The sequence below is a fragment of the Streptomyces sp. NPDC015171 genome, from assembly GCF_043079545.1.
Taxonomy (GTDB): Bacteria; Actinomycetota; Actinomycetes; order Streptomycetales; family Streptomycetaceae; genus Streptomyces.
The window spans coordinates 831,952-856,273 of the sequence record NZ_JBIBUO010000001.1 but is presented as its reverse complement, the minus strand read 5'-3'; the positions used below and the strand labels follow the sequence as shown (position 1 = coordinate 856,273).

Sequence of the window (24,322 nt, the reverse complement as noted above, 5' to 3'; positions counted from 1 at the left end):
CGGGCACGACGAATCGAGGGGGGAGCCGATGGACGAACCGTCCTCCGCGCGGCGTGACCCGAAGGACGCCCCGGAGCGCGCGCCCGAGAACGCGCCCGCGCGCCCCTCGAACGGCGTACCGGACCGCGCACCCGCGCGTCCCCCGGCCGCCGTACCCGACCGCGCCCGAACCGCCGCACCCCATCCGGACCGAGCCGGCGCACCCCGCCCGGACCGAGCCGGCGCACCCCACCCGGACCGGGCAGGTGCGCCGGGCCTGGACCGAGCAGGTGCGCCGGACACCGGTGGGGCGGCGGACCGGGCGAGCGTGATCGCCACGCGGGGTCTCACCAAGCGCTACCGCGGCGGACAGCTCGCCGTGGACGGTCTCGACCTGACCGTCCCGGCGGGCAGCGTCTTCGGCTTCCTCGGCCCCAACGGCTCGGGGAAGACCACCACCATCCGGATGCTGATGGGCCTGATCGAACCGACCGCGGGCACGGTCCGGGTGCTCGGCCGGCCCATGCCGAAGGCGGCCCGCACGGTCCTGCCGCAGGTCGGCGCCCTCATCGAGGGCCCGGCCCTGTACGGCTTCCTCTCCGGCCGTGACAACCTGCTGCGCTACGACGCCGCCGACCCGACCGCCGACCCGCGCACCCGGCGTGCCCGCGTCGAAGCCGCCCTGGACCGGGTCGGCCTGCCCGCCGCGGCGGGCAAGAAGGCGAAGGCGTACTCGCTCGGCATGAAGCAGCGCCTCGGGCTGGCCGCGGCACTGCTCCAGCCGCGCCGGCTGCTCGTCCTGGACGAGCCCACCAACGGCCTCGACCCGCAGGGCATGCGCGAGATCCGCACCCTGATCAGAGAGCTGGCCGCGGACGGTACGACCGTCTTCCTCTCCTCCCACCTCCTCGACGAGATCGAGCAGGTGTGCACGCACGCGGCGGTCATGGCACAGGGGCGGCTCATCGCCCAGGGCGCGGTCGCCGACCTGGCCGCGGGGGCGCGCGGCCGGCTGGTGGTGACCACCCCGGACCCGGCCGACGCGGCCCGCGTGCTGAAGGAGCTGGGCGTCGGGGACGTGACCGCCGACGGCGACCGCGTCACCGGCGAACCGCCCGAGCGGGACCTCGCCGAGGTGACCGCGGCCCTGGTCGCCGCGGGCGTCCGCGTCCGGGGCCTCACGCTCGAACGGGCCTCGCTCGAGGACGCGTTCGTGGCGCTGACCGGGGAGGGATTCGATGTCGCGGGCTGATGTGCTCCAGCCGGACGCCGTACGCGGGCCGAGCCCCCTGTGGACCTTCGGGCTGCTGCGCAGCGAGCTGGTCACCACCGTCCGCCGGTGGCGCACCCTCGCCCTGCTCGGCGTGCTGGCCGCGGTGCCGGTGCTGGTCGGGATCGCGGTGAAGATCGAGACCCGGGGCGGCGGCCCGGCGGGCGGGGCCAGTGGCGAGGGCCCGGCGTTCATCTCGCAGATCACCAACAACGGCCTGTTCCTGGTGTTCACCGCGCTGGCCGCGACCCTGCCGTTCTTCCTGCCGATGGCGGTCGGCGTCGTCGCGGGCGACGCGGTCGCCGGGGAGGCCGGCGCGGGCACCCTGCGCTATCTGCTGGTGGCCCCGGCCGGCCGCACCCGGCTGCTGCTCGTCAAGTACACGACGGTGATGGCCTTCTGCCTGCTGGCCACCCTGGTCGTCGCCGTCTCCGCGCTGATCGCCGGCGCGCTGCTCTTCCCGCTGGGAGAGCTGACGACGATCTCCGGCACCCGGATCAGCTTCGCCGACGGGCTCGGCCGCGCCCTGCTCATCGCCCTGGCCGTCGCGGCCTCACTGATCGGAGTGGCGGCCCTCGGCCTATTCGTGTCGACCCTCACCAACAGCGGCATCGCGGCGATGGCGACCACGGTGGGCCTGCTCATCACCGTGCAGATCATCGACCAGATACCCCAGCTGCACGCGGTGCAGCCCTACTTGTTCCCGCACTACTGGCTGTCCTTCGCCGATCTGATGCGGGACCCCGTCTACTGGGACGACCTCGTCAAGAACCTGGGCCTCCAGGCCCTCTACGCGGCCGTGTTCGGATCGGCGGCCTGGGCGCGGTTCACGGCGAAGGACATCAGCGCCTAGCTGTTCGCGCCGGCCTGGACACCGGCGGTCTCGTAGGGGAAGCGGGCGAGGGGCGCGTCCTGCGCGAAGAACGTCTTGGCGCGCGCCAGCGCGTCGGTGTCCTTGCGTACGTCACCGGGTGCGCTGCCGTTGCCCAGCAGAACGCCGCCGAAGCGCATCTTCATGTAGGCGGCCGAGTTGTTGAGGGTGCCCACGTAGGGGTCGGCGACGGACGGCTCGTGGTCCGCCAGCGCGGCGATGCCCCAGAGGGTGCGGCCGGCCAGCGTCTCCTCGAAGCCGACGCCCGGGGTGCGCAGCCAGCCGGACCAGTAGTCCAGGTAGGTCTTGGTGAGGTGGGACACCGAGTACCAGTACAGCGGGGAGGCGATCACGATGTCCGTCGCCGCGAGCGTGGCGTCCAGCAGCAGGCCGGCGCTGGTGTCCGGCGACGGCCGGACGTGGTCGCTGTCGTGCCGCAGGTCGACGAAGCCGGGCAGCGGGTGGTCGGCGAGCCGGATCCAGCGCTGTTCCACGTCAGCGGGCAGCTGTGCGGCGGCCTCGCGGGCCAGCAGTTCGGTGTTGCCCTCCGTGCGGGCGCTGCCCAGGACGAAGAGGAAGCTGCGGCTCATGGGTCCCCCAGATGAGTCGTGTCGTACCGCGAATAAAGGCGTGTGCATCTTATGCATGCGCAACTAACTTTGGCCAGGGCTCGGCTGGTGCGATGCTGTGACGTCGTGGTGACGTGGAGGCCGGGGGCAGCCGACACACTGGTGGGCAGGACGCGTACGACCGGATCGCGGCGCCGGGGGAGTGAGGGACACCGATGGCTGGACTCAGCTTCGAGAAGAGGCGGGCGCAGCAGCCCGTGGGGCACCCGACGGTGGTGCCCGTCCGGGTGCTCGGCGCGGGAAGTGCGTCGGTGGGTGCGGCCCGGGTCGTGGCGGCACCGGGGGAGGACATCCAGCAGGCCGTCCTGAATCACCTCCAGCGCCTGGCGATCAGCCTCGGCGCCCCCATACGCGCCACGATCCACGACGACGTCGCGGGCTGCGTGGTGCCCCTGGAGGTCTCGGCGGACGGTTCCAGCCGGATGACGGGGGAGCCGGTGAAGCTGGCCGCGCCGCGGTCGCAGGCGCCGTCGTCATCGCCGTCACGGGCGCAATCGCCGTCGAGTGGTGCCGCGGCGGGGACCGTACGGGCGGGGACCGTGCAGATGCCGACCGGGCAGTTCGGGCCGCCGCCCTTGATGGACGTGCCCTTGATGGACGCGCCCGTGCCGGACGAGTCCGCCGACGCCCCTGTGCCGGCCGCGCGGAACGCTGTCGCGCCCGCCCCCGCCGCGCGGAGCACCGGCACGCCCGCCCCCGCCACCCGGGCCCCCGTCATCGCCCTGCCGTTCGAGCCGGCCGATACCGCCCCCGCCCCCACTCCCACGCCGCCGCGCGGGTTCGACGCGGTCGCCGAGGAGGTGCTCGGGGACGGGCCCCTGACGGAGACCGCCGAGGGCGCGGAGCTGCTCACCGAGCCGATGGGCCGTATCAACGAGGCCGTACGGGCGGGCCGTATCGGCGCGGCGGCGGAACTGGCCGACCGGACGCTCGCCGAGGCGTCGGCCGTGTTCGGGCCGGCCCACGCCGAGGTGCTGCACCTGCGCGAACTGTCCGCCTACATCGCCTATCTGGGGGACGAGCCGGTCCGCGCCTGCCGGCTGTCCCTGGACGTCGCCCGGCTGCGCAGCCAGGCACGGGACGGGGAGGCCGCCTACGGCAACGTGCAGAGCGCGGCCACCGCCTGGCGTGCGGTGCGCGACCCCGAGGAGGGGCTGCGGCTGGGCCGCGACCTGATCGACCTGTGGACGGACCTCACCGCCGAGCCGGGCCCCGCCGCGGACGATCCGCGCCCGCTGGAGTCCGCCCGCGCCCGTATGGTCCGCCTGTCCGACCGTGCCGCCAAGGCGGCGCAGGTCTGACCGGTCGGCGCCGCGCCCGGGGGTGCGCCCTCGGGCTCAGGGGACGCCGCCCGACCGTACGGACCCGCGGGTCAGGCGTCCGCCGGTGCCGACGCGGGAGTCTCCGCCGCACGGCTCACCGGTACGGTCAGCCGGCCCGGGCGCCGTGCGAAGCGCAGCGCCTCGCCGGTGAGCAGGATCAGCGCCAGCCAGACCAGCGCGAACCCGGCCCACCGCTCGGGCGGCATGGCCTCGTGGAAGTACACGATGCCGAGCAGGAACTGGAAGATCGGGGCCAGGTACTGCAGCAGGCCCAGCGTGGACAGCGGCACGCGGATCGCCGCCGCGCCGAAGCAGACCAGGGGCAGAGCGGTGACGATGCCGGTGGAGGCCAGCAGGGCGGCGTGCCCGGCGCCGTCGTTCATGAAACTGGAGTCGCCGTGCGCGACCAGCCACACCAGATAGCCGAGCGCCGGCACGAACTGGATCGCGGTCTCGGCGGCCAGTGACTCGACGCCGCCGAGGGCGACCTTCTTCTTCACCAGCCCGTAGGTGGCGAAGGAGAAGGCGAGGCAGAGCGAGATCCACGGCGGCCGGCCGTAGCCGATGGTCAGGACGACGACGGCGAGGAAGCCGACCGCGACCGCCGCCCACTGCACGGGCCGCAGCCGCTCCTTCAGGAGCAGTACGCCCATCGCGATGGTGACCAGCGGGTTGATGAAGTAGCCGAGCGAGGCCTCGACGACATGGCCGGCGTTCACCGCCCAGATGTAGACGCCCCAGTTCACCGTGATGACGGCGGCGGCCACCGCGACGAGACCGAGCCGCCGGGGCTGGCGCAGCAGCTCCTTGGCCCAGGCCCAGCGGCGTACGAAGAGCAGCGCCCCGGCGACGAACGCCAGGGACCACACCATGCGGTGGGCCAGGATCTCCAGGGCGCCGGCGGGTTTGAGCAGCGGCCAGAACAGGGGGACGAGTCCCCACATCCCATAGGCGGCGAAACCGTTCAGCAGACCTATGCGGTGCTCACCGTCGGACGTCCCGGCCACGGCCCCTCCTTCGCGCTCGCGCGTCCGGCATGGACGCGCGAGGACGAAGGTAGCGCCGGGCACCCTCGGCTGTCATGCTCGTATCGCCATACGGTCATGACAGGCAGGGATGCCAGGTGCCGGCCGAGCGGTCCCGGCTCAGCCCTTCAGGGCGGTGGTCACGGCCTTCGCCAGCGGTGTGGTCGGGCGGCCGGTCAGCCGGGACAGGTCGCCGGAGGAGACGACCAGCTCGCCCTTCTCGATCGAGGCGTCCACCCCGGCCAGGATCGCGGCCAGCGGCCCGGGCAGCCCGGCGCCGGTCAGGATGGCGGTGAGGGCCTCCGTGGAGACCGGGTTGTAGGCGATCTCCCTGCCGGTCTGCCGGCTCAGCTCGGCCGCGTACTCGGCGAAGCCCCACGCCTCGTCGCCGCCCAGCTCGTACGTCGTGTTCTCGTAACCCTCGCCGGTCAGCACCGCGACAGCGGCGGCGGCGTAGTCGGCGCGCGAGGCCGAGGAGATCCGGCCGTCGCCGGCGGCCTGGACGACCGCGTCGTGCTCCAGCACCGGCGCCAGGTTCTCGGTGTAGTTCTCGTGGTACCAGCCGTTGCGCAGCAGGCTGTACGGCAGACCGGAGGCGAGCAGCACCCGCTCGGTCGCCCGGTGGTCGTCCGCCAGTGCGGCCGTCAGGCTGCCGGGGGCGCTGGTGTAGGCGAGCAGTGCCACCCCGGCGGCCCTGGCCGCGTCGATGACGACCGTGTGCTGCCGCACCCGGCCCTTGTCGAACTCGTTGCCCGAGATCAGCAGGACCTTGTCACCGGCGGCGAACAGGCCCTCGAAGGTCTCGGGCGCGTTGTAGTCGGCGACGGCGAGCCTCACTCCGCGGGCGGCGAGGCCGGCGGCCTTCGCCCTGTCGCGCACGACGGCGGTGATCCGCTCCGCCGGAACCTTCTCCAGCAGCTGCTCCACCACATGGCGGCCGAGGTGTCCGGTGGCTCCGGTGACGACGATGCTCATGGTTCAGAAACTCCTTGTGGGATGGCTTGTGACACTCACCGTAGGAGCTGCGCTTTCGATTGGAAAGTACCCACTTTCAAGTAAGGTACTGGCATGACGGTAAGCAAAAAGGTCACGGTCGGGGAGCAGCCCTCGCCGGGCAAGCAGGTCGCGGATGCCGAGGCGCTGTGCCCCTACCGCCTCGTCCTGGAGCACGTCACCAGCCGCTGGGGCGTCCTCGTCCTCATCGAGCTGCTGGAGCGGTCGTACCGGTTCAGCGAACTGCGCCGGGCGATCAGTGCCTTCGGCGGGCGGGGCGTCAGCGAGAAGATGCTCGCCCAGACCCTGCAGACGCTGGAGCGCGACGGTCTGGTCCACCGGGACGCCAAGCCGGTCATCCCGCCGCGCGTCGACTACTCGCTCACCGGCCTCGGCCGCGAGGCGGCGGAGCGGATCCGGGGCCTCTCCCAGTGGACGCACGACCGCCTCGGCGCGGTGGAGCGGGCCCGGGAGGCATACGACGAGGCCCGGGAAATCCAGTCCCGGGCCTCGTGAGTCACCCGCCGGATCAGCCGACGACCGTCCAGGTGTCCCCGCCCGCGAGCAGCGCGCCCAGGTCGCCCTTGCCGCGCTGTTCGACCGCGGTGTCGAGCTGCTCGGCCATCTGGGTGTCGTAGACGGGCCGTTCGACGGAGCGGAACACCCCGATCGGGGTGTGGTGCAGGGTGTCCGGGTCGGCCAGCCGGGACAGGGCGAAAGCGGTGGTGGGGGACGCGGTGCGGGCGTCGTGCACCAGGATGTCGGCCTCGTTCTCCGGGGTCACCGTCACCACCTCGAGGTCGCCGGTCCGCCGGTCGCGCACGACGCCTCTCGCGCCGTCGGCACCGAAGCGGATCGGCTGCCCGTGCTCGAGACGGATCAGCGCCTCGTCGGCCTGCTGCTTGTCCTTCAGGGCGTCGAAGGCGCCGTCGTTGAAGATGTTGCAGTTCTGGTAGATCTCGATCAGCGCGGTGCCGGGGTGTTCGGCGGCGGCGCGCAGCACCTCGGTCAGGTGCTTGCGGTCGGAGTCGATCGTGCGCGCCACGAAGGACGCCTCCGCGCCGATCGCCAGCGACACCGGGTTGAACGGCGCGTCCAGCGAGCCCATCGGCGTCGACTTGGTGATCTTGCCGACTTCGGAGGTGGGCGAGTACTGGCCCTTGGTCAGGCCGTAGATCCGGTTGTTGAACAGCAGGATCTTCAGGTTGACGTTGCGCCGCAGGGCGTGGATCAGATGGTTGCCGCCGATGGAGAGGGCATCGCCGTCACCGGTGACCACCCACACGCTCAGATCGCGGCGGGAGGTGGCGAGGCCGGTCGCGATCGCCGGGGCGCGGCCGTGGATGGAGTGCATCCCGTAGGTGTTCATGTAGTACGGGAAGCGGGACGAGCAGCCGATGCCGGAGACGAAGACGATGTTCTCGCGCGCCAGACCCAGCTCGGGCATGAAGCCCTGGACGGCCGCGAGGATCGCGTAGTCACCGCAGCCCGGGCACCAGCGCACCTCCTGGTCCGACTTGAAGTCCTTCATCGACTGTTTGGCCTCGGCCTTCGGGACCAGCTGGAGCAGCCCGTGGGTGGCGTCAGTCATCGATGGCCTCCTTCAGCGCCGCGGCGAGCTGTTCCGCCTTGAACGGCATGCCGTTGACCTGGTTGTAGGAGTGGGCGTCGACCAGGTACTTCGCCCGGATCAGGGTGGCGAGCTGCCCGAGGTTCATCTCGGGGATGACGACCTTGTCGTAGCTCTTCAGGACCGGGCCGAGGTTGCGCGGGAAGGGGTTGAGGTGGCGCAGATGGGCCTGGGCGATGGACTCGCCGGCCGCGCGCAGCCGCCGTACCGCCGCCGTGATCGGGCCGTACGTCGAACCCCAGCCCAGCACGAGCGTTCTCGCGCCGTGCGGGTCGTCGACCTCGATGTCGGGGACATCGATCCCGTCGATCTTGGCCTGCCGGGTGCGGACCATGAAGTCGTGGTTGGCCGGGTCGTAGGAGATGTTGCCCGTGCCGTCCTGCTTCTCGATGCCGCCGATGCGGTGTTCGAGGCCGGGGGTGCCCGGGACCGCCCACGGCCGGGCCAGGGTCTGCGGGTCCCGCTGGTACGGCCAGAAGACCTCCGTGCCGTCCTCCAGCGTGTGGTTCGGGCCGGCGGCGAACCGCACCCGCAGGTCCGGCAGCTCGTCCAGGTCGGGGATGCGCCACGGCTCGGAGCCGTTGGCCAGATAGCCGTCCGACAGCAGCATCACCGGCGTGCGGTACGCCAGCGCGATGCGGGCCGCCTCCAGCGCGGCGTCGAAGCAGTCGGCCGGGGTCTTCGGGGCGACGATCGGCACCGGCGCCTCGCCGTTGCGGCCGTACATCGCCTGGAGCAGGTCGGCCTGCTCGGTCTTGGTCGGCAGACCCGTCGACGGGCCGCCGCGCTGGATGTCCACCACCAGCAGCGGCAGCTCCAGCGACACCGCGAGACCGATCGTCTCGCTCTTGAGGGCGACACCCGGGCCGCTCGTCGTGGTGACAGCGAGCGAGCCGCCGAACGCCGCGCCCAGCGCCGCGCCGATGCCCGCGATCTCGTCCTCGGCCTGGAAGGTGCGGACGTCGAAGTTCTTGTGCTTGCTCAGCTCGTGCAGGATGTCCGAGGCCGGGGTGATCGGGTACGACCCGAGGAACAGCGGCAGCTCCGCCTGCCGGCCCGCCGTGACCAGGCCGTAGGCCAGGGCGAGGTTGCCGGAGATGTTCCGGTAGGTGCCCGTGGGGAAGGCCGTGGCGGCCGGGGCGACCTCGTAGGAGACCGCGAAGTCCTCGGTGGTCTCGCCGAAGTTCCAGCCCGCCCGGAACGCGGCGATGTTGGCCTCCGCGATGTCCGGCTTCTTCGCGAACTTCGACCTCAGGAACCTCTCGGTGCCCTCGGTCGGCCGGTGGTACATCCAGCTCAGCAGGCCCAGGGCGAACATGTTCTTGCTGCGCTCGGCCTCCTTGCGGGAGAGGTCGAACTCCTTGAGCGCCTCGACGGTGAGCGTGGTCAGCGGTACCGGGTGGAGGCTGTAGCCGTCGAGCGAGCCGTCCCCGAGCGGATCGCTGGCGTAGCCGACCTTCTGCAGGGCGCGCTTGGTGAACTCGTCGGTGTTGACGATGATCTCCGCGCCGCGGGGAAGGTCGCCGATGTTGGCCTTCAGGGCGGCCGGATTCATCGCGACCAGAACGTTGGGCGCGTCTCCGGGGGTGAGGATGTCGTGGTCGGCGAAGTGGAGCTGGAAGGACGAGACACCCGGCAGGGTGCCGGCGGGGGCGCGGATCTCGGCGGGGAAGTTCGGCAGGGTGGAGAGGTCGTTACCGAAGGAAGCTGTTTCCGAGGTGAATCGGTCACCGGTGAGCTGCATGCCGTCACCCGAGTCCCCCGCGAACCGGATGATCACCCGGTCCAGGCGCCGCACGTCCTTCGCGCCGCCCGTTGTGCGCTGCTCTCCCACGACGGTTCCGTCGGTCTGCTCCGCTGGGCTGCTGACCTGGCTGGTCACTGAACTGGACCTCCTTCGAGGCGGCTGTCCGGGGCCGGTCGTCCCACGGACCATCCCAGGATCAACCCTACGTCGGTTAGGGTCGCCTTCCCGAGGTCATCCGAGGATCGGATGACATTTCGAGACGGCCTGTCGCGCTGACTTCACATCATGTCCCGCATCGCGGAAGCGCCGCTCAAGGCGCTCCCCGCGCGTTTCCAAGGTTCGCTTCCCCAGGCGCCCACCGGGATCCCCACCCGCCCCCTACGGGTCTTTCCGTCCTGCCGTCCGGATCCTTTCCGGCCGTGCCTCCGGGGCATCTCCGGGTACGCGTACAGGCCATTTCGGGGCATGCGTACGGGCCGTTTCCAGGCACGCGTACGCGCTTTTCCGGCCGCGGCCCGAGCCTTTCCCCGGGACCGCGTCCGGCCACCCGTCCGGTGCCCGCCCTCCACGGAAGCCGGAGGGGCTGACGCGGCGCTGACAGGGGGCTGACACCGGGCGTCCGGCTAGGAGTTCAGATAGGTGAGAACGGCCAGAACCCGCCGGTGGTCCCCGTCGCTCGGCGCCAGGCCGAGCTTCAGGAAGATGTTGCTCACGTGCTTCTCCACGGCGCCGTCGCTGACCACCAGCTGCCGGGCGATCGCCGAGTTCGTCCGCCCCTCCGCCATCAGCCCGAGCACCTCGCGCTCCCGCGGGGTCAGCCCCGTCAGCACGTCCTGCTTGCGGCTGCGGCCGAGCAGCTGCGCGACCACCTCGGGGTCAAGCGCCGTACCGCCCTCGGCCACCCGCACCACCGCGTCGACGAACTCCCGTACGTCCGCCACCCGGTCCTTGAGCAGGTAGCCCACACCCCGGCTGGAACCGGCCAGCAGCTCGGTGGCGTACCGCTCCTCCACGTACTGGGACAGCACCAGCACCCCGAGCCCGGGGTGCAGCCGGCGCAGCAGGACGGCCGCCCGGACGCCCTCGTCGGTGTGCGTCGGCGGCATCCGTACGTCCGCCACGACCACGTCCGGCAGCTCGCCCCGGCCGTCCAGGTCGGCGATGGTCTTCACCAGCGCGTCCGCGTCGCCGACGCCCGCCACGACGTCGTGCCCGCGGTCGGTCAGCAGCCGGGTCAGGCCCTCTCTGAGCAGCACTGAATCCTCGGCGATGACCACCCGCACCCTGTCCTCCACGATCTTTCGGCCCCCCACCGGATGAAACCTGCGAGGACGTCCGTCCGTGACGTCCTCCGGTGGTCCAGCATCCCAGGAATCGTGCCGGACCGCCGCCGTACCGGGGGAACACCGGGTGGCGGGCAGGTGGTGGGGTCAGCCCACGGGCCGCCAGGGGAGTTCGGCGATCACCCGGGTCGGTCCGCCGGCCGGGGAGTCCACCACGAGGACGCCGTCCACGGCGCCCAGGCGCGCGGCGAGACCGGAGAGGCCGGAGCCCTGCGAGAGGTCGGCGCCGCCCACGCCGTCGTCGATCACCTGGAGCATCAGCCGGTCCTCCGAACGCCACACGTCGACCGAGGCGCTCCGGGCCCGGCTGTGCTTGCTGATGTTCTGCAGCAGCTCGGAGACGGTGAAGTAGGCGATGCCCTCGATGGCCGGTGCCGGCCGGGCCGGCAGCTCCACGTCCACCGCCACCGGCACCGTGCACCGGGAGGCGACGGCCGACAGGGCCGCGTCGAGGCCGCGGTCGGTGAGCACGGCCGGGTGGATGCCCCGGGCGAGGTCGCGCAGCTCCTGGAGGGCCGTCTTCACCTCGCCGTGCGCGTCCGCCACCATCCGTGCCGCCACCTGCGGGTCCTCCCGCAGCTTCTCCTTCGCGAGCCCCAGGTCCATGGCCAGGCTCACCAGCCGGGCCTGCGCCCCGTCGTGCAGGTCCCGCTCGATGCGCCGCAGATCGGCGGCGGCCGTGTCGACCACGGTCCCGCGGTCCGACTCCAGCTCCACCACCCGCGCCGACAGCCTCGACGGCCCGAGCAGCCCCCGTACGAGCAGCCCGTCCACGGTCGTGAGGGCCCGCACGAGCCACGGCGTGACCAGCGTGAACACCAGCCCGATCAGCGCGGTGACGGTGACCTCGAACGGGTTGTCGAGATAGACGCTGTGATGGGAGTCGCCGTACAGCTGGAGACCGCCCTGGCCGGCGTACGCCGGGAACACCCAGAACCAGACCGGATAGGTCAGCAGCGTCCAGCCGCAGGTCCAGAAGCTCACCGCCACCGAGAACGCGAACACCGCCCACGGGAACTGCACCAGCGCGAACAGCGCGTGCCGCCAGGAGGCGCCGCTCTTGAGCACCGCGCCCATCCAGGCCGCCGGGCCCGGCTTGCGCATCCGCAGCGGCTCCGGGTCGGCCACGTCCACGCCGAGCAGCACGCGCGCCCGCACCCGCTCCAGGGTGCCGAAGGCCCGGCAGCCGACGAGCGCCGCCGCCAGCACCGGGATGCCGAGGAAGGTCACCAGCAGGCCCGCGCCCAGGGCGACCATCGCCACCGTCCAGGTGAACAGCACCACGGAGACCGGCAGGCCCAGCAGCACATAGGCGAACTCGCGCCAGCTGCGCGCCTCGAACGGCGCCCGCAGGGCGGCGGGCAGCCGGTGGCCGCTGTCGGCCGCGTACCCCTGTCCGTACTCCATGGCCATCGAATGTCGTCCGTTCTCCTCGTTCGAGCGGCGGTTCAGCCGTATCTCCAGATTCGCCCGCGGGGCGCCTCGGGGCCATGGAGTCCGTCGGCGTCCCGGGCGGGGGGTTTTCCCCACCCCCACCCTCGGGCTCGGGCTCCGGGCGCTGGCGCCGTGGCGGGTGGCGCGGCCCCGTTTCTCAGCGGTACGCGCGCGTGGCCGCCATTTCGGGGCTCACGCGCGCGCGTGCGGGTGTTGTGCGGGCACGGGGGGCGGGGGTTGCGGGCGTTGTGCGGGCACGGGGGGCGGGGGCTGCGGGTGTCGTGCTCCGGGGCGCGGCTATCGCTCCCGGTCCCGCCAGGGCAGTTCCGCGGTGACCACCGTGGGGCCGCCGGCCGGGGAGTCGAGCACGAACAGGCCGTCCACCGCGCCCAGCCGGTCCGCGAGGCCCCGCATGCCGCTGCCGCCGTCCAGCCGGGCACCGCCCTGCCCGTCGTCCCGCACCTGGATGAGCAGCCGCTCCTCCGTCCGCCACACATCGACCGCCGCGGTCCGGGCCCGGCTGTGTTTGCTGATGTTCTGCAGCAGCTCGGAGACGGTGAAGTAGGCGATGCCCTCGATGGCCGCCGCGGGCCGCTCCACCAGGTCCACGGCCACCGTCACCGGCACCGTGCAGCGCGAGGCGACCGACGACAGGGCCGCGTCGAGGCCGCGGTCGGTGAGCACGGCCGGGTGGATGCCCCGGGCGAGATCGCGCAGCTCCTGAAGGGCGAGCTTCACCTCGCCGTGCGCCTCCTCCACCATCGACGCCGCCGTGTCGGGGTCCTCCAGCAGCTTCTCCTTGGCCAGGCCGAGGCCCATGGCCAGATTGACCAGCCTGGCCTGCGCCCCGTCGTGCAGGTCCCGCTCGATCCGGCGCAGATCCGCCGCCGCCGTGTCGACCACGATCCCGCGGTCGGACTCCAGTTCGGCGATCCGGCGTTCCAGCTCGTCCGACGGCGACAGCAGCCCCCGCACCATCGCCCGGTCCAGGTTCGCCATGCCCCGCGCGAGGTACGGCAGCACGGGCCACAGCACGAACAGCGAGACCAGCACGGTGCAGAAGGTGAGGATGCCCCAGGGCAGCCGGATGAGGTCGTACAGCAGCGTCCGCCAGCCCACCGGGTCCTTCAGCGCCATCCACAGCCGCTGCGTCGGGCCCCCGCCCTTGGCCAGCGGCAGCGGCGACGGCTCCTCCACCCGCACCCCGAGCAGCTTGCGGGCCCGGGCCCGCTCCAGCTTCCCCAGCTGCCGCGAGCCCAGCAGACAGGCCGCGAGCAGCGGGAGCCCGATCACGGTGAGGGTGAGGGCGCCGCCGGCCGCCAGCACGGTGACCGCGTACGCGAACCCGAACACCGCCACCGGCAGGTTCAGCAGGAGATACAGGATCTCCTTCCAGGTGTACGCGTCGTAGGCCGGCCGCAGCGGAGGCAGCCGGTCGGGGCCGTCGGGCCCGTCTCGTTCGTCGGTCCGGCCGGCGCCGGGGCTGGGAGCGGTCATGTTGATCAGCCTGCCGTGCGCGGGCCCCTTCACGCCATGCGGTAGGCCGCCCTCCGCCGCCTGGGGAAAACCCCACCCCCGCCGCCCCCGGCCGTCTCGCGGCGTGACTGGCTGCTTACCGGTTCTTTATCAGGGCCTAGACTCCCGTTGCGTACAGATCCTCGAATCACGTTGCATCACAGAGTTCACTAAGGTCACGAGGTCAGGGAGCGAGGGACGGACGGTGCGGGACACGTTGGGGGACTCGTCGGTCACCGCGGCGAACGTCGTCGCGGCCGGCTACTTCCGGTCCTACTCGGTGGTCGGACTGCTCGCCCTCCTCGGCGTGCTGTTCGTCGCGGTCGCCTTCGGCGCGGGCCGCCTGCTGCGCCCGGTGGTGCCGACGCCGGAGAAACTGCTGACCTACGAGTGCGGGGTCGACCCCGTCGGCGAGGGCTGGGCCCACACCCAGGTCCGCTACTACGTCTACGCCTTCCTGTACGTGATCTTCGCGGTCGACTCGATCTTCCTGTTCCCCTGGGCGACGGTCTTCGCCGCCCCCGGCTACGGCGCGACGACCCTCGTGGAGATGTTCGTCTTCCTCGGCTTCCTCGCCGTGGGCCTGCTGTACGCATACAAGAAGGGCGTCCTGGCATGGACGTGAACCCGGAACCCGTCCGCCTGCCGGAGCCGCAGCGCCTCGGCACGCTGGCCCGCCTGGCCCCCGAGCCCATGAAGGTGGTCCTGAACTGGGGCCGCCGCTACTCGCTCTGGGTGTTCAACTTCGGCCTCGCCTGCTGCGCGATCGAGTTCATCGCCGCGTCGATGGCCCGTCACGACTTCATCCGCCTCGGCGTCATCCCGTTCGCACCCGGGCCCCGCCAGGCCGACCTGATGGTGGTGTCGGGCACGGTGACGGACAAGATGGCCCCGGCCGTCAAGCGCCTGTACGAGCAGATGCCCGAGCCGAAGTACGTCATCTCCTTCGGCGCCTGCTCCAACTGCGGTGGCCCCTACTGGGACTCCTACTCCGTCACCAAGGGCGTCGACCAGATCATCCCGGTGGACGTCTACGTCCCCGGCTGCCCGCCGCGCCCCGAGGCGCTGCTCCAGGGCATCCTCAAGCTCCAGGAGAAGATCGCCCGCGAGTCGCTGGGGGAGCGCTACGGCACCGGCGCCGCACACCCCTCCGCCGCCGCCCTGCAGAGCGGGCTGGTCGAGCCCCCGGTACCGGCGTCCGCCCCGTCCGAAGGGGACGCCCGATGAGCACGGCCGGCTGGCTGCCCGCCCCCGCCGGGGAACTCTTCGGCGCGGACGCCACGGCCGAGGAGTCGTACGGCCTGCTGACCGTGGACGTACCGCCGTCCGCCTGGCTCACCGCCCTGGAGACGGCCCGTACGACCCTGTCCTGCACCTACTTCGACTGGCTGAGCGCGGTCGACGAACCGGGCACGGGCTTCCGCGTCTCCGCGCACGTCGTCGCCCTGAACCCGGTCCGCCGCCTCCTCGTCCGTACGACGGTCCCGCACGAGGCCCCAACCCTGCCCTCCGCCGTCGGCGTCTACGCGGGCGCCGCCTGGCACGAGCGCGAGACCCACGAGATGTTCGGCATCGTCTTCGAGGGCCACCCGGGTCTTGAACACCTGCTGCTGCCCGAGAACTTCGAGGGCCACCCGCTCCGCAAGGACTTCGTCCTCGCCGCCCGGGTCGCCAAGGCCTGGCCGGGCGCCAAGGAACCCGGCGAGTCCGAGCACGGCGGCCCCCGGCGCCGCCAGATGCTGCCGCCGGGCGTCCCCGACCCGAACGAGTGGGGCCCCCTCAAGGGCCAGCTGCCCCCTGCCCCGGCGCGTCCGGCCCGAGCGGCGGGACGCCCGGCGGGGGAGCGCCCGGCACGCGCCGCCGGGGACCGCCCGGTACGCCGCAGCCGCTCGGTCGCGGAGGGCTCGGCCAGCCAGGCCGCGCAGGGCGGCGAGGCCGCGCAGCCCGGAGAGGCGGCCGTCACGGGCGCGGCCGGTGCGCCGGCGGCGCAGCCGGGCGCCGGTGCCGGCGCTCCCGCCCGGCCACGCCGGACGCGCAGCGCGAGCGAGGGCTCGGTGAGCCAGCAGACGCCGGCCGAGGGCGAGCCGTCGGCCGGGCGGACTGAGCCGGAACGGCGGGCTGAGTCGGAAGAGCGGACGGAGTCGGAAGAGCGGACGGAGTCGGCAGCGCGGACGGAGGCGCAGGAGGCCGAGGCACCCGCGGCACACCAGCCCGCTCAGGCCCCCGCGCCCAGCGGCCCCCGCCGCGCGCGCAGCGCTTCGCAGGGCTCGGCCTCCCAGCGACCCCAGGCCCCGGAACCGGCCCCGTCCGAGCCGACGGAGCCCTCCGCGGCCCGCGAGAACACGGCTTCCCGCAGCTCGGACGCCCCCTGGCACCACGCCCGCCCGGCCTTCGACGAGCCGGAGACCACACCTGAGGCGCGACCGGGGAAGCCCGCCGAACCGGAGCCGCGGAAGTCGGCCGAACCGGAGCCGCGGAAGTCGGCCGAACCGGAGCCGCGGAAGTCGGCCGAACCGGAGCCGCAGAAGCCAGCCGGTCCGGAGCCGCAGAAGCCTGCTGGCACGGAGCCCACGTCACAGCGGGCGCCCGACCCGGAGCTGGCGCGCGAGCCCGAGCCGGCGCCCGAGCCCGAACCGGCGCCCGCCCCGGAGCAGGCCCCCGAGCCCCAGCCGCGTCCCGACCGGCCCGACCGGCCCGGCCGTCCCGAGCGGCCCGACCGTCCCGAGCGGCCCGGCCGTCCCGAGCGGCCCGGCCGTCCCGAGCGGCCCGAGCCTTCCGAGCGGCCCGAAGACCCGAGCACCCCCGACGACCCCACAGCCCCCGACGACCCCACAGGAGGCCCGCAGTGAACGACGCGCTGGACGTCGCCCTGCGACTCCTCGTCGTGTTCGTCGTCTTCCTCACCTTCCCGCTGATCGTCGGCCAGACCGAGCACAAGGTGATGGCCCATATGCAGGGCCGCCTCGGCCCGATGTACGCGGGCGGTTTCCACGGCTGGGCCCAGCTCATCGCCGACGGCGTGAAGTTCGCGCAGAAAGAGGACGTGGTCCCGGCCGGCGCCGACCGCCGCGTCTTCCAGCTCGCCCCGGCCGTGGCCCTGCTGCCGTACCTCCTCGTCCTGCTCGCCATCCCGATCGGCCCGGGCGAGGGCGCCGTCGGCCAGGTCCTGGACGCCGGCGTGTTCTTCGTGCTCGCGGTGATGGGCGTCGGCGTGCTCGGCTCGCTGATGGCCGGCTGGGCGAGCGCCAACAAGTTCTCCCTGCTCGGCGGCCTGCGCACGGCCGCCCAGCTGCTCGCCTACGAACTCCCGATGCTGCTGGCCGCGGCCTCGGTCGCGATGGCGGCGGGCACGGTCTCCCTGCCCGGCATCCTGCACGCCTTCCACTGGTGGTGGGTGCCGTGGCAGATCGTCGGCGCCCTCGTCTTCTTCGTCGCCGGACTCGCCGAACTGCAACGCCCGCCGTTCGACATGCCCGTCGCCGACTCGGAGATCATCTTCGGCGCCTACACCGAGTACACCGGCCTGCGCTTCGCCCTGTTCCTGCTCGCCGAGTACGCGGGCATCGTCGTCCTGTGCGGCCTCACCACCGTCCTCTTCCTGGGCGGCTGGCACGGCCCGTGGGGCGCCGACGGCCTCGGCTGGGTCTGGACCCTGCTGAAGGCCGCGGTCCTCGCCTTCCTGGTCATCTGGCTCCGCGTGACCTACCCCCGGCTGCGCGAGGACCAGCTCCAGAAACTCTCCTGGACCCTCCTCGTCCCCCTCTCCCTCGCCCAGATCGCCCTCACCGGCATCGTCAAGGTGGTGATCCGCTAACCATGGCCCCCATCCCCGGCTCCGGCCTCGCCAAGGGCCTGGCCGTCACCCTGCGCACGATGACGAAGAAGACAGTCACCGAGCAGTACCCGGACACCCTGCCCGAGCTGCCGCCCCGCACCCGCGGCGTGATCGGTCTCTTCGAGGAGAACTGCACGGTCTGCATGCTGTGCGCCCGCGAGTGCCCCGACTGGTGCATCTACATCGACTCCCACAAGGAGACCGTCCCGCCCGCCGCACCCGGCGGCCGCGAGCGCAGCCGCAACGTCCTCGACCGGTTCGCGATCGACTTCTCCCTGTGCATGTACTGCGGTATCTGCATCGAGGTCTGTCCTTTCGACGCGCTCTTCTGGTCCCCCGAGTTCGAGTACGCCGAGACCGACATCCACGACCTCACCCACGAGCGGGACAAGCTCCGCGAGTGGATGTGGACCGTGCCGGCCCCGCCCGCCCTCGACCCCGCCGCCGAGGAGCCCAAGGAGATCGCCGCCGCCCGCAAGACCGCCGAGAAACTGACCGCCGCCCAGGCCGAACCCCAGGAACTCCAGGAGCCGCGGGAGGGCAGCTCGTGACCCTCTCCGCACCCGTGCACCTGGCCGCACCCGCGCACCTCGCCGCGGCCCAGCACGGCTTCCTGTCCCCGACCGGTGTCGAGATCGCCTTCCTGCTCGTCGGCCTGGTCACCTTCGGCGCCGCACTGGTCACCGTCACCACCCGGCAGCTGGTGCACGCCGCCCTGTGGCTGGTGGTCACGCTCGGCGGCCTCGCCGTGGAGTACCTGCTGCTCACGGCCGAGTTCATCGCCTGGGTGCAGGTCCTGATCTACGTCGGTTCCGTCGTCGTCCTCCTCCTGTTCGGTCTGATGCTCACCAGGGCCCCCATCGGCCGCTCCCCGGACGCCGACTCCGGCAACCGCTGGGCCGCCCTGGCCGTCGCGGTCAGCGCCGCCGTCGCCCTGGTGTGGGTGGTCGTGGACGCCTTCCGCGCCACCTGGATCGACCTGAGCGGCCCTGCCGCCGGCACCACCGAGGTCACCGGCACCAGCCTGTTCCGGCACTGGGTGCTGCCGTTCGAGGCCCTGTCCGTGCTGCTCCTGGCGGCGCTGGTCGGCGCGATCGTCCTGTCCCGCAAGGCCAAGGCGGACGCGGCCCCCGGCGGCCCCGCCGCCGTCGACGTCCCCGGCGAGAAGGAAGGCGCCCGCTGATGCACCTCGCCTACCCCGCCGTACTCTCCGCCCTCCTCTTCTGCACCGGCCTGTACGGCGTCCTCGCCCGCCGTAACGCGATCCTGGTCCTGATGTCGGTCGAGCTGATGCTCAACGCCGTCAACCTCAACCTGGTCGCCTTCGACGTCTGGCTCAGCCGGACCGCCGCGGAGACCCTGCACTCCGGCCAGGCGCTGACCCTGTTCACCATCGCCATCGCCGCCGCCGAGATCGGCATCGGCCTCGCGATCGTGCTCGCCGTCCATCGCAACCGCGGCACCTCCGACATCGACAAGCTCCGCGACACCGCCGAGGGCCACGAGCCCGAGGTCCCCGGCACCTTGGCTGCCGAGAAGGCTGAGGCCTCCGCGTGACCACGACCACCCTCGCCGCCCTCGTCCCCCTCCTGCCGTTCCTGGGCGCCGCGGCCGGCCTGCTGCTCGGCCGCACCGCCCCCGGATTCGTCCGCCCGCTCGCCGTACTGCCGCCGCTGGCCTCGCTCGTGCTGGCCGCGCTGGTCGCCGTACGGCAGGGCGGCGGCCAGGCCGTCGACGCCCACACCCAACTGACGCCGACCGGCTCCGTCCCGATCGAGCTGGCCCTGCACATCGACGGCTTCGCCGCGCTCGTCGCCCTCCTGGTCGCGTTCGTCGCGACCTGCGTGCAGATCTACTCCACCGGCTACCTGCGCGACGACCCGCGCTACCCCTCGTACGCCGCCCTCGTCTCCCTGTTCACCTCCGCGATGCTCCTGGTCGTCTACTCCGGCGACCTGATCGTGCTGCTGGTCGGCTGGGAAGTCATGGGCATCTGCTCCTACTTCCTGGTCGGCCACTACTGGGAGACCCCCGAGGCCCGCGCCGCCTCCCTGAAGGCCTTCCTGGTCACCAAGCTCGGCGACGTGCCGTTCCTCATCGGGCTGTTCGCCCTGGCCGCCGACGCCGGGTCGTTCCGCATCACCCGCGTCCTCGGCGCCGTCGCGAGCGGCGGCATCGACCACCCGACGCTGATCGCGCTGCTGCTGCTCGCCGGTGTCGCGGGCAAATCGGCACAGTTCCCGCTGCACACCTGGCTCCCGGACGCGATGGCCGGCCCGACGCCCGTCTCGGCGCTGATCCACGCCGCGACGATGGTCGCCGCCGGTGTCTACTTCGTCGCCCGCCTCCTCCCGGTCTTCGAGGCCTCCCAGGCCGCGATGGTGGTCCTCGCCGTCATGGCCGCCGTCACCATGGCCGGCTCCGGACTCGCCGCGCTCGCCCAGGACGACATCAAACGTGTCCTCGCCTACTCGACGATCGGCCAGCTCGGCTACATGACCGGCGCCCTCGCCGTCGGCGACCGCGGTGCGGCCGTCTTCCACCTCCTCTCGCACGGCGCCTTCAAGGCGCTGCTCTTCCTCGCGGCCGGTGTGATCATCCACGCCGCCGGCACCAACTCGCTGGCCGCCATGTCCCGCATGCACGGGCTGCGCGACCGCGTCCCGGACGCCTACTGGACGATGACCGTGGCCCTGCTCGCGCTCGCCGCGATCCCGCCCTTCAGCGGTTTCTTCTCCAAGGAGTCCGTCCTCGGCGCCGCCGAGCACGTGACCGCCGGCCACACCGAGCACGCCCCGGGCGCCGCGGGCTGGATCGTCCTCGTCGCCGGCCTGTTCACCGCCCTGCTGACCGCCGCGTACGCCACCCGGCTGTGGCTGCTGGCCTTCCGCGGCCGGGGCACCGAGGCCCCCCGGCACGGCCGCCAGCCGCTCACCATGACCGTGGTCCTGTGGGTCCTGGCGATCCCCTCCCTCGCCTTCGGGGGGCTCGCCTACCGCGCGCTGCCCGGATGGTTCGACGGCGGCGATCTGACCCCGACCCTCCTCACCTCGATCCTCGGCACCGGGCTCGCCCTGGCCGGCGGCCTGGCCACCTACGGCGCCTGGCAGCGCACCGCCGCGCTCGCCGCCCGCACCCCGATGGGCGCCGTCGCCGCCCACCCCGAGGGCGACGCCGGCCTCGTCGAGGCCGAGGCCATCGCCACCCACGCACCGGCTTACGGCGACCTCGCCTACGCCCCCGACCCGGCGGACCCCGGGCGCCTGCTGCTCGGCCCGCTCCACCGGCCCGCTGCCGCCGGGTTCCACCTGGACGCCGTCTACACGGCCCTGTTCGTCCGCCCGGTGCAGGCCGGGGCGAGTCTCGTCCGGTTCCTCGACCGCGAGGTCGTCGACACCTACGTACAGGGCGCCGCCGCCCTGCCCCGGCTGCTCGGGGCCGCCGTACGGCGGGCCCAGACCGGCAATGTGCAGACCTATGTGAGCGCGCTGCTCGCCGGCACCGTCCTCCTGGCGGTCGCCGTCCTCCTCGTCGCCACGGGAGCGTGAGCAGGCGTGATCGATATCAACGAGTCCGTGATGCAGTTCCTTCTGGCATTCGTCGTCGCCGGCCCGCTCCTCGGCGCCGCCGCGGCCCTTCTCCCGGCCCCGCCCGGACTGAAGGGGAAGTCGCCCGAGCAGGCCGTGCTGCGGCACGGTGTGACCGTCACCGGCGTGATCCTCCTCGCCGCGATCGCCCTCGCGCTCGGCTTCGACCACGGCCATCCGTCGAAGATGCAGGCCACGACCGACATCAGCTGGATCCCCGCACTCGACGTGCGGATCCACCTCGGCATCGACGGCATCTCCCTCCCCCTTCTGGTCCTGACCGCGCTGCTGACCTTCCTCTGCGCGCTCTACTCGTACTTCAAGCCGCCCGCGGGCCCGTCCCCGAAGGCGTTCGTCGCACTGATGCTGCTCCTCGAGTCCGGCACCCTCGCGACCTTCGCCGTCCTCGACCTGCTGCTGTTCTTCCTCGCGTTCGAGACGGTGCTCATCCCGATGTACTTCCTCATCGCCCGCTGGGGCGGCGAGGGCCGGACCCGGGCCGCGTGGAAGTTCATCCTGTTCACGCTGCTCGGCTCCGTGGTCATGCTGCTCGGCCTGCTCTTGATCGGAATCAAGGCGGGCACGTTCGACATGGTGGCACTCGCCACTGACAACGGCCGGTCACTCACCGCATCCGTGCAGGTCATCGCCGTTCTGGCGATCGGGATCGGGCTCGCGGTGAAGACGCCGATGTGGCCGCTGCACAGCTGGCTGCCGGACGCCCACACCGCCGCGCCGACGGTCGGCTCCGTCCTGCTCGCCGGTGTCCTGCTGAAGATGGGTACGTACGGGTTCGTCCGGATCCTGCTGCCGATCGCGCCGCACGGCTTCCACACCTACGCGCCGTACCTCGCCGCCTTCGCCGTCGTCGGGATCATCTACGGATCCCTGGCCTGCCTGGCCCTCGTCAAGCAGGGCGCGAAGGGCGACCTCAAACGGCTGATCGCCTACTCGTCCGTCGGCCACATGGGCTTCGTCCTGCTCGGCATCGCCACCATGACCCCGACCGGCGTGAACGGCGCCCTGTTCGCCAACATCGCCCACGGCCTCATCACCGGCCTGCTGTTCTTCCTGGTCGGCGCGGTGAAGGACCGCACCGGCAGCAGCGACCTCGACACTCTTGCCGAGGAGACGGGCGCCGCCCTGTACGGCAGGGCCCCGCGCCTGGGCGGCCTCCTCGCGTTCGGTGCCGTCGCCTCCCTCGGTCTGCCCGGACTCGCCGGGTTCTGGGGCGAGATGCTCGCGCTGTTCGGCGCGTTCCGGCCCGCCGCCGGCCTCAGCCGGCCGGCCTTCCTCACCTTCATGGCGATCGGCGCGTTCGGCACCCTGCTGACGGCCGCGTACATGCTGCTCGTGGTCCGCCGCGTCTGCATGGGCGGCGTGCGGCAAGAGGTCCCGGAGCTCGCCGACGTCCACGGGTACGAGTTCGCCGCCTGGACCCCGCTCGTCACCCTCACCGTCCTCGCCGGACTGTGGCCGAAGACCCTGCTCGGCCTGACCGACCCGGCCGTGCAGCAGCTCCTCGCAGGAGGCACCCGATGAGCGCCCAGCCGGCTGCCGAGTCGCTGGTCCAGTCCGTCGACTGGCTCGCGATCGCCCCGCCCGTCATCGCGGCCGTGGTGGCGCTCGCCGTCCTCGTCGCCGACCTGTTCGTGCCCGAACCCCGCAAGGCCGTGCTCGGCTGGGTCTCCGTCGCGGGACTGGCCGCCGCGGCCCTGATGCTCCTGCCCCTCCTGGACGGCGACCGCAGCACGTTCTGCCTCACCGGCCCCGCGCGCGCGTGCAGCTACACAGCCGACCGGTTCACCCTCGTCATCCAGTTCCTGGTGCTCGGCGGCGCCCTCCTCGCGGCCCTGCTGTCGGTCACGAACCTGGACGACGACCGGCGGCGCGTCCCGGCGGGCGAGTTCTGGTTCCTGCTGCTGTCCTCCGCGGCCGGCGCCGCCCTGCTGCCCGCCTCCCGTGACCTGGCCACCCTGATCGTCGCCCTGGAGGTCGCCTCCCTGCCGGCCTTCGCCCTCGTCGGCATCCGGCACGGCGACAAGCGGTCCTCCGAGGCCGCCCTGAAGTTCTTCCTGTCCTCGGTCACCGCGACCGCGGTCAGCCTGATGGGCATCAGCTTCGTCTACGCCTCCACCGGCACCCTCTACCTCACCCAGGTCGCCCAGCGCCTGCCGCACGTCGACGGACAGCTGCACACCCTGGCCCAGGCCGGTGTCGTCCTCACCCTCGTCGGCTTCGCCTTCAAGACGGCCGCCGTGCCCTTCCACTTCTGGGTGCCCGACACCTACGTGGGCGCTCCGCTGCCCGTCGCCGCCTACCTCTCGGTCGTCGGCAAGGCCGTCGGCTTCTCCGGCCTGATCCTCGTCACCGTCGTCGCGTTCCCGTCGTACGCCGACGTGTGGGGGCCCGCTCTCGCCGCCCTGGCCGCCCTCACCATGACCGTCGGCAACGTCGCCGCCCTGCGCCAGCAGGCCACGCGCGCGTACAGCGCCGTACGGCTGCTCGCCTGGTCCTCCGTCGGCCAGGCCGGCTATCTGCTGGTGCCGATCGCCGCGGCCGGCTACACCAAGGACGCCGAGAAGGCGATCGGCTCGACGGTCGCCTACGCCCTGATGTACGCCGCCGTGAACCTCGGCGCCTTCGCCGTGGCCGCCGTCGTCGGCCGCGGCCGGGCGCTGAACCGGATCAGCGACTACCGGGGCCTGTACGCCACCAACCCGGTCACCGCGCTGCTGCTGGCGTTCTTCCTGCTGTGCCTGGCCGGCCTGCCGCCCGGCGTCATCGGCCTGTTCGCCAAGGTCACCGTGTTCTCGGCGGCCGTCGACGCGGGCCTCGGCTGGCTCGCCGTCGTGATGGCCGTCAACGTCGCGATCGCCCTCTTCTACTACCTCCAGTGGACGGCCCTGCTGTTCCGGGCCCCCGAGGGCGAGCCCGCCCGGCACCGCGTCCCCGCCCCCCTCACGGCCGCCATCGCCCTCACCGGAGTCGTCGGCGTCGCCCTCTCCGGGGCACCCCAGCTGGTCCTCCGCTTCGCGGCCACCGGCCTGTTCTAGGAGCCGCCACGCGCGCGTGCGGCACCCGTGCCACCGCGCGCGCGTGCGACGAACGCGCACGTCACCCGGACGGCCGACGCGCGCCG

22 protein-coding genes are annotated in these 24,322 nt (G+C 72.6%); 14 read left to right on the top strand and 8 right to left on the bottom strand.

Translation table 11 applies throughout. From position 1 onward, the window contains the following. Positions 1 to 28: 28 nt before the first annotated feature. The gene (locus ACF073_RS03935) at positions 29 to 1,231 is read left to right on the top strand and encodes an ABC transporter ATP-binding protein (RefSeq protein ID WP_392066587.1); all 1,203 of its coding nucleotides are present in this window, start codon (positions 29 to 31) and stop codon (positions 1,229 to 1,231) included. Further along, a complete protein-coding gene (locus tag ACF073_RS03930; RefSeq protein WP_392066585.1) occupies positions 1,218 to 2,102 on the top strand; it encodes an ABC transporter permease in 885 nt (294 codons plus the stop codon). The genes ACF073_RS03935 and ACF073_RS03930 overlap by 14 nt, the downstream gene beginning before the upstream one ends. On the opposite strand, the gene ACF073_RS03925 is transcribed toward ACF073_RS03930, so the two are convergent. Beyond that, a complete protein-coding gene (locus ACF073_RS03925) occupies positions 2,099 to 2,710 on the bottom strand; it encodes a flavodoxin family protein (protein WP_392066583.1) in 612 nt (203 codons plus the stop codon). The two genes, ACF073_RS03930 and ACF073_RS03925, sit on opposite strands and share 4 nt — an antisense overlap. A 194-nt stretch (positions 2,711 to 2,904) precedes the next feature. On the opposite strand from ACF073_RS03925, the gene ACF073_RS03920 reads away from it, so the two are divergent. Beyond that, positions 2,905 to 4,050 (top strand): hypothetical protein, encoded by a 1,146-nt coding sequence (locus ACF073_RS03920; RefSeq protein WP_392066581.1) that lies wholly within the window; start codon positions 2,905 to 2,907, stop codon positions 4,048 to 4,050. 71 nt (positions 4,051 to 4,121) lie between these two features. On the opposite strand, the gene rarD is transcribed toward ACF073_RS03920, so the two are convergent. After that, a complete protein-coding gene (gene rarD, locus ACF073_RS03915; protein ID WP_392066580.1) occupies positions 4,122 to 5,078 on the bottom strand; it encodes an EamA family transporter RarD in 957 nt (318 codons plus the stop codon). A gap of 138 nt (positions 5,079 to 5,216) precedes the next feature. After that, positions 5,217 to 6,071 carry an SDR family oxidoreductase gene (locus ACF073_RS03910; RefSeq protein WP_392066578.1) on the bottom strand — a complete coding sequence of 285 codons (855 nt, stop codon included), beginning with the start codon at positions 6,069 to 6,071 and terminating at the stop codon, positions 5,217 to 5,219. Positions 6,072 to 6,164: 93 nt separating this feature from the next. Between ACF073_RS03910 and ACF073_RS03905 the strand changes: the two genes are divergently transcribed. Continuing rightward, positions 6,165 to 6,605, top strand: coding sequence for a winged helix-turn-helix transcriptional regulator (locus ACF073_RS03905; RefSeq protein ID WP_392066577.1), 441 nt, complete (start codon positions 6,165 to 6,167; stop codon positions 6,603 to 6,605). 13 nt (positions 6,606 to 6,618) lie between these two features. Here ACF073_RS03905 and ACF073_RS03900 read toward each other — a convergent pair whose 3' ends face one another. From ACF073_RS03900 to ACF073_RS03880, 5 genes are all read right to left on the bottom strand, one after another. Beyond that, entirely contained in the window at positions 6,619 to 7,680 is a 1,062-nt protein-coding gene (locus ACF073_RS03900) for a 2-oxoacid:ferredoxin oxidoreductase subunit beta (RefSeq protein ID WP_392066575.1), read from the bottom strand. Next, positions 7,673 to 9,601 (bottom strand): 2-oxoacid:acceptor oxidoreductase subunit alpha, encoded by a 1,929-nt coding sequence (locus ACF073_RS03895; RefSeq protein WP_392066573.1) that lies wholly within the window; start codon positions 9,599 to 9,601, stop codon positions 7,673 to 7,675. The genes ACF073_RS03900 and ACF073_RS03895 overlap by 8 nt, the downstream gene beginning before the upstream one ends. 488 nt (positions 9,602 to 10,089) lie before the next feature. After that, complete coding sequence (locus tag ACF073_RS03890) at positions 10,090 to 10,749, bottom strand: LuxR C-terminal-related transcriptional regulator (RefSeq protein WP_392066874.1); 660 nt, start codon at positions 10,747 to 10,749, stop codon at positions 10,090 to 10,092. A 147-nt stretch (positions 10,750 to 10,896) separates the two neighbouring features. Continuing rightward, on the bottom strand, positions 10,897 to 12,222 hold the full coding sequence (locus ACF073_RS03885) for a sensor histidine kinase (RefSeq protein WP_392066571.1): 1,326 nt from the start codon (positions 12,220 to 12,222) through the stop codon (positions 10,897 to 10,899). Between the two features lie 318 nt (positions 12,223 to 12,540). After that, positions 12,541 to 13,740, bottom strand: a complete 1,200-nt coding sequence (locus ACF073_RS03880) for a sensor histidine kinase (protein WP_392066569.1) — start codon at positions 13,738 to 13,740, stop codon at positions 12,541 to 12,543. Between the two features lie 223 nt (positions 13,741 to 13,963). Between ACF073_RS03880 and ACF073_RS03875 the strand changes: the two genes are divergently transcribed. Genes ACF073_RS03875 through ACF073_RS03830 form a run of 10 tightly spaced genes read left to right on the top strand, consistent with a single transcriptional unit; the run spans position 13,964 to position 24,236 of the window. Next, positions 13,964 to 14,383: an NADH-quinone oxidoreductase subunit A gene (locus tag ACF073_RS03875; RefSeq protein WP_392066567.1), complete on the top strand. Its 420-nt coding sequence runs from the start codon at positions 13,964 to 13,966 to the stop codon at positions 14,381 to 14,383. Beyond that, on the top strand, positions 14,374 to 14,985 hold the full coding sequence (locus tag ACF073_RS03870; protein ID WP_392066566.1) for an NADH-quinone oxidoreductase subunit B: 612 nt from the start codon (positions 14,374 to 14,376) through the stop codon (positions 14,983 to 14,985). Before ACF073_RS03875 ends, ACF073_RS03870 begins: the two co-directional genes overlap by 10 nt. Beyond that, entirely contained in the window at positions 14,982 to 16,607 is a 1,626-nt protein-coding gene (locus ACF073_RS03865; RefSeq protein WP_392066564.1) for an NADH-quinone oxidoreductase subunit C, read from the top strand. The genes ACF073_RS03870 and ACF073_RS03865 overlap by 4 nt, the downstream gene beginning before the upstream one ends. Then, positions 16,604 to 17,572, top strand: a complete 969-nt coding sequence (locus ACF073_RS03860; protein WP_392066562.1) for an NADH-quinone oxidoreductase subunit H — start codon at positions 16,604 to 16,606, stop codon at positions 17,570 to 17,572. The genes ACF073_RS03865 and ACF073_RS03860 overlap by 4 nt, the downstream gene beginning before the upstream one ends. Before the next feature lie 2 nt (positions 17,573 to 17,574). After that, complete coding sequence (locus ACF073_RS03855; RefSeq protein WP_392066560.1) at positions 17,575 to 18,144, top strand: NuoI/complex I 23 kDa subunit family protein; 570 nt, start codon at positions 17,575 to 17,577, stop codon at positions 18,142 to 18,144. Next, on the top strand, positions 18,141 to 18,776 hold the full coding sequence (locus ACF073_RS03850; protein ID WP_392066559.1) for an NADH-quinone oxidoreductase subunit J: 636 nt from the start codon (positions 18,141 to 18,143) through the stop codon (positions 18,774 to 18,776). The genes ACF073_RS03855 and ACF073_RS03850 overlap by 4 nt, the downstream gene beginning before the upstream one ends. After that, positions 18,776 to 19,150 (top strand): NADH-quinone oxidoreductase subunit NuoK, encoded by a 375-nt coding sequence (nuoK, locus tag ACF073_RS03845; RefSeq protein ID WP_392066557.1) that lies wholly within the window; start codon positions 18,776 to 18,778, stop codon positions 19,148 to 19,150. Before ACF073_RS03850 ends, nuoK begins: the two co-directional genes overlap by 1 nt. Beyond that, complete coding sequence (locus tag ACF073_RS03840; protein WP_392066555.1) at positions 19,147 to 21,141, top strand: NADH-quinone oxidoreductase subunit L; 1,995 nt, start codon at positions 19,147 to 19,149, stop codon at positions 21,139 to 21,141. The genes nuoK and ACF073_RS03840 overlap by 4 nt, the downstream gene beginning before the upstream one ends. 6 nt (positions 21,142 to 21,147) lie before the next feature. After that, complete coding sequence (locus ACF073_RS03835) at positions 21,148 to 22,722, top strand: NuoM family protein (protein ID WP_392066553.1); 1,575 nt, start codon at positions 21,148 to 21,150, stop codon at positions 22,720 to 22,722. Next, entirely contained in the window at positions 22,719 to 24,236 is a 1,518-nt protein-coding gene (locus tag ACF073_RS03830; RefSeq protein ID WP_392066551.1) for an NADH-quinone oxidoreductase subunit N, read from the top strand. Before ACF073_RS03835 ends, ACF073_RS03830 begins: the two co-directional genes overlap by 4 nt. Positions 24,237 to 24,322 lie beyond the last annotated feature (86 nt).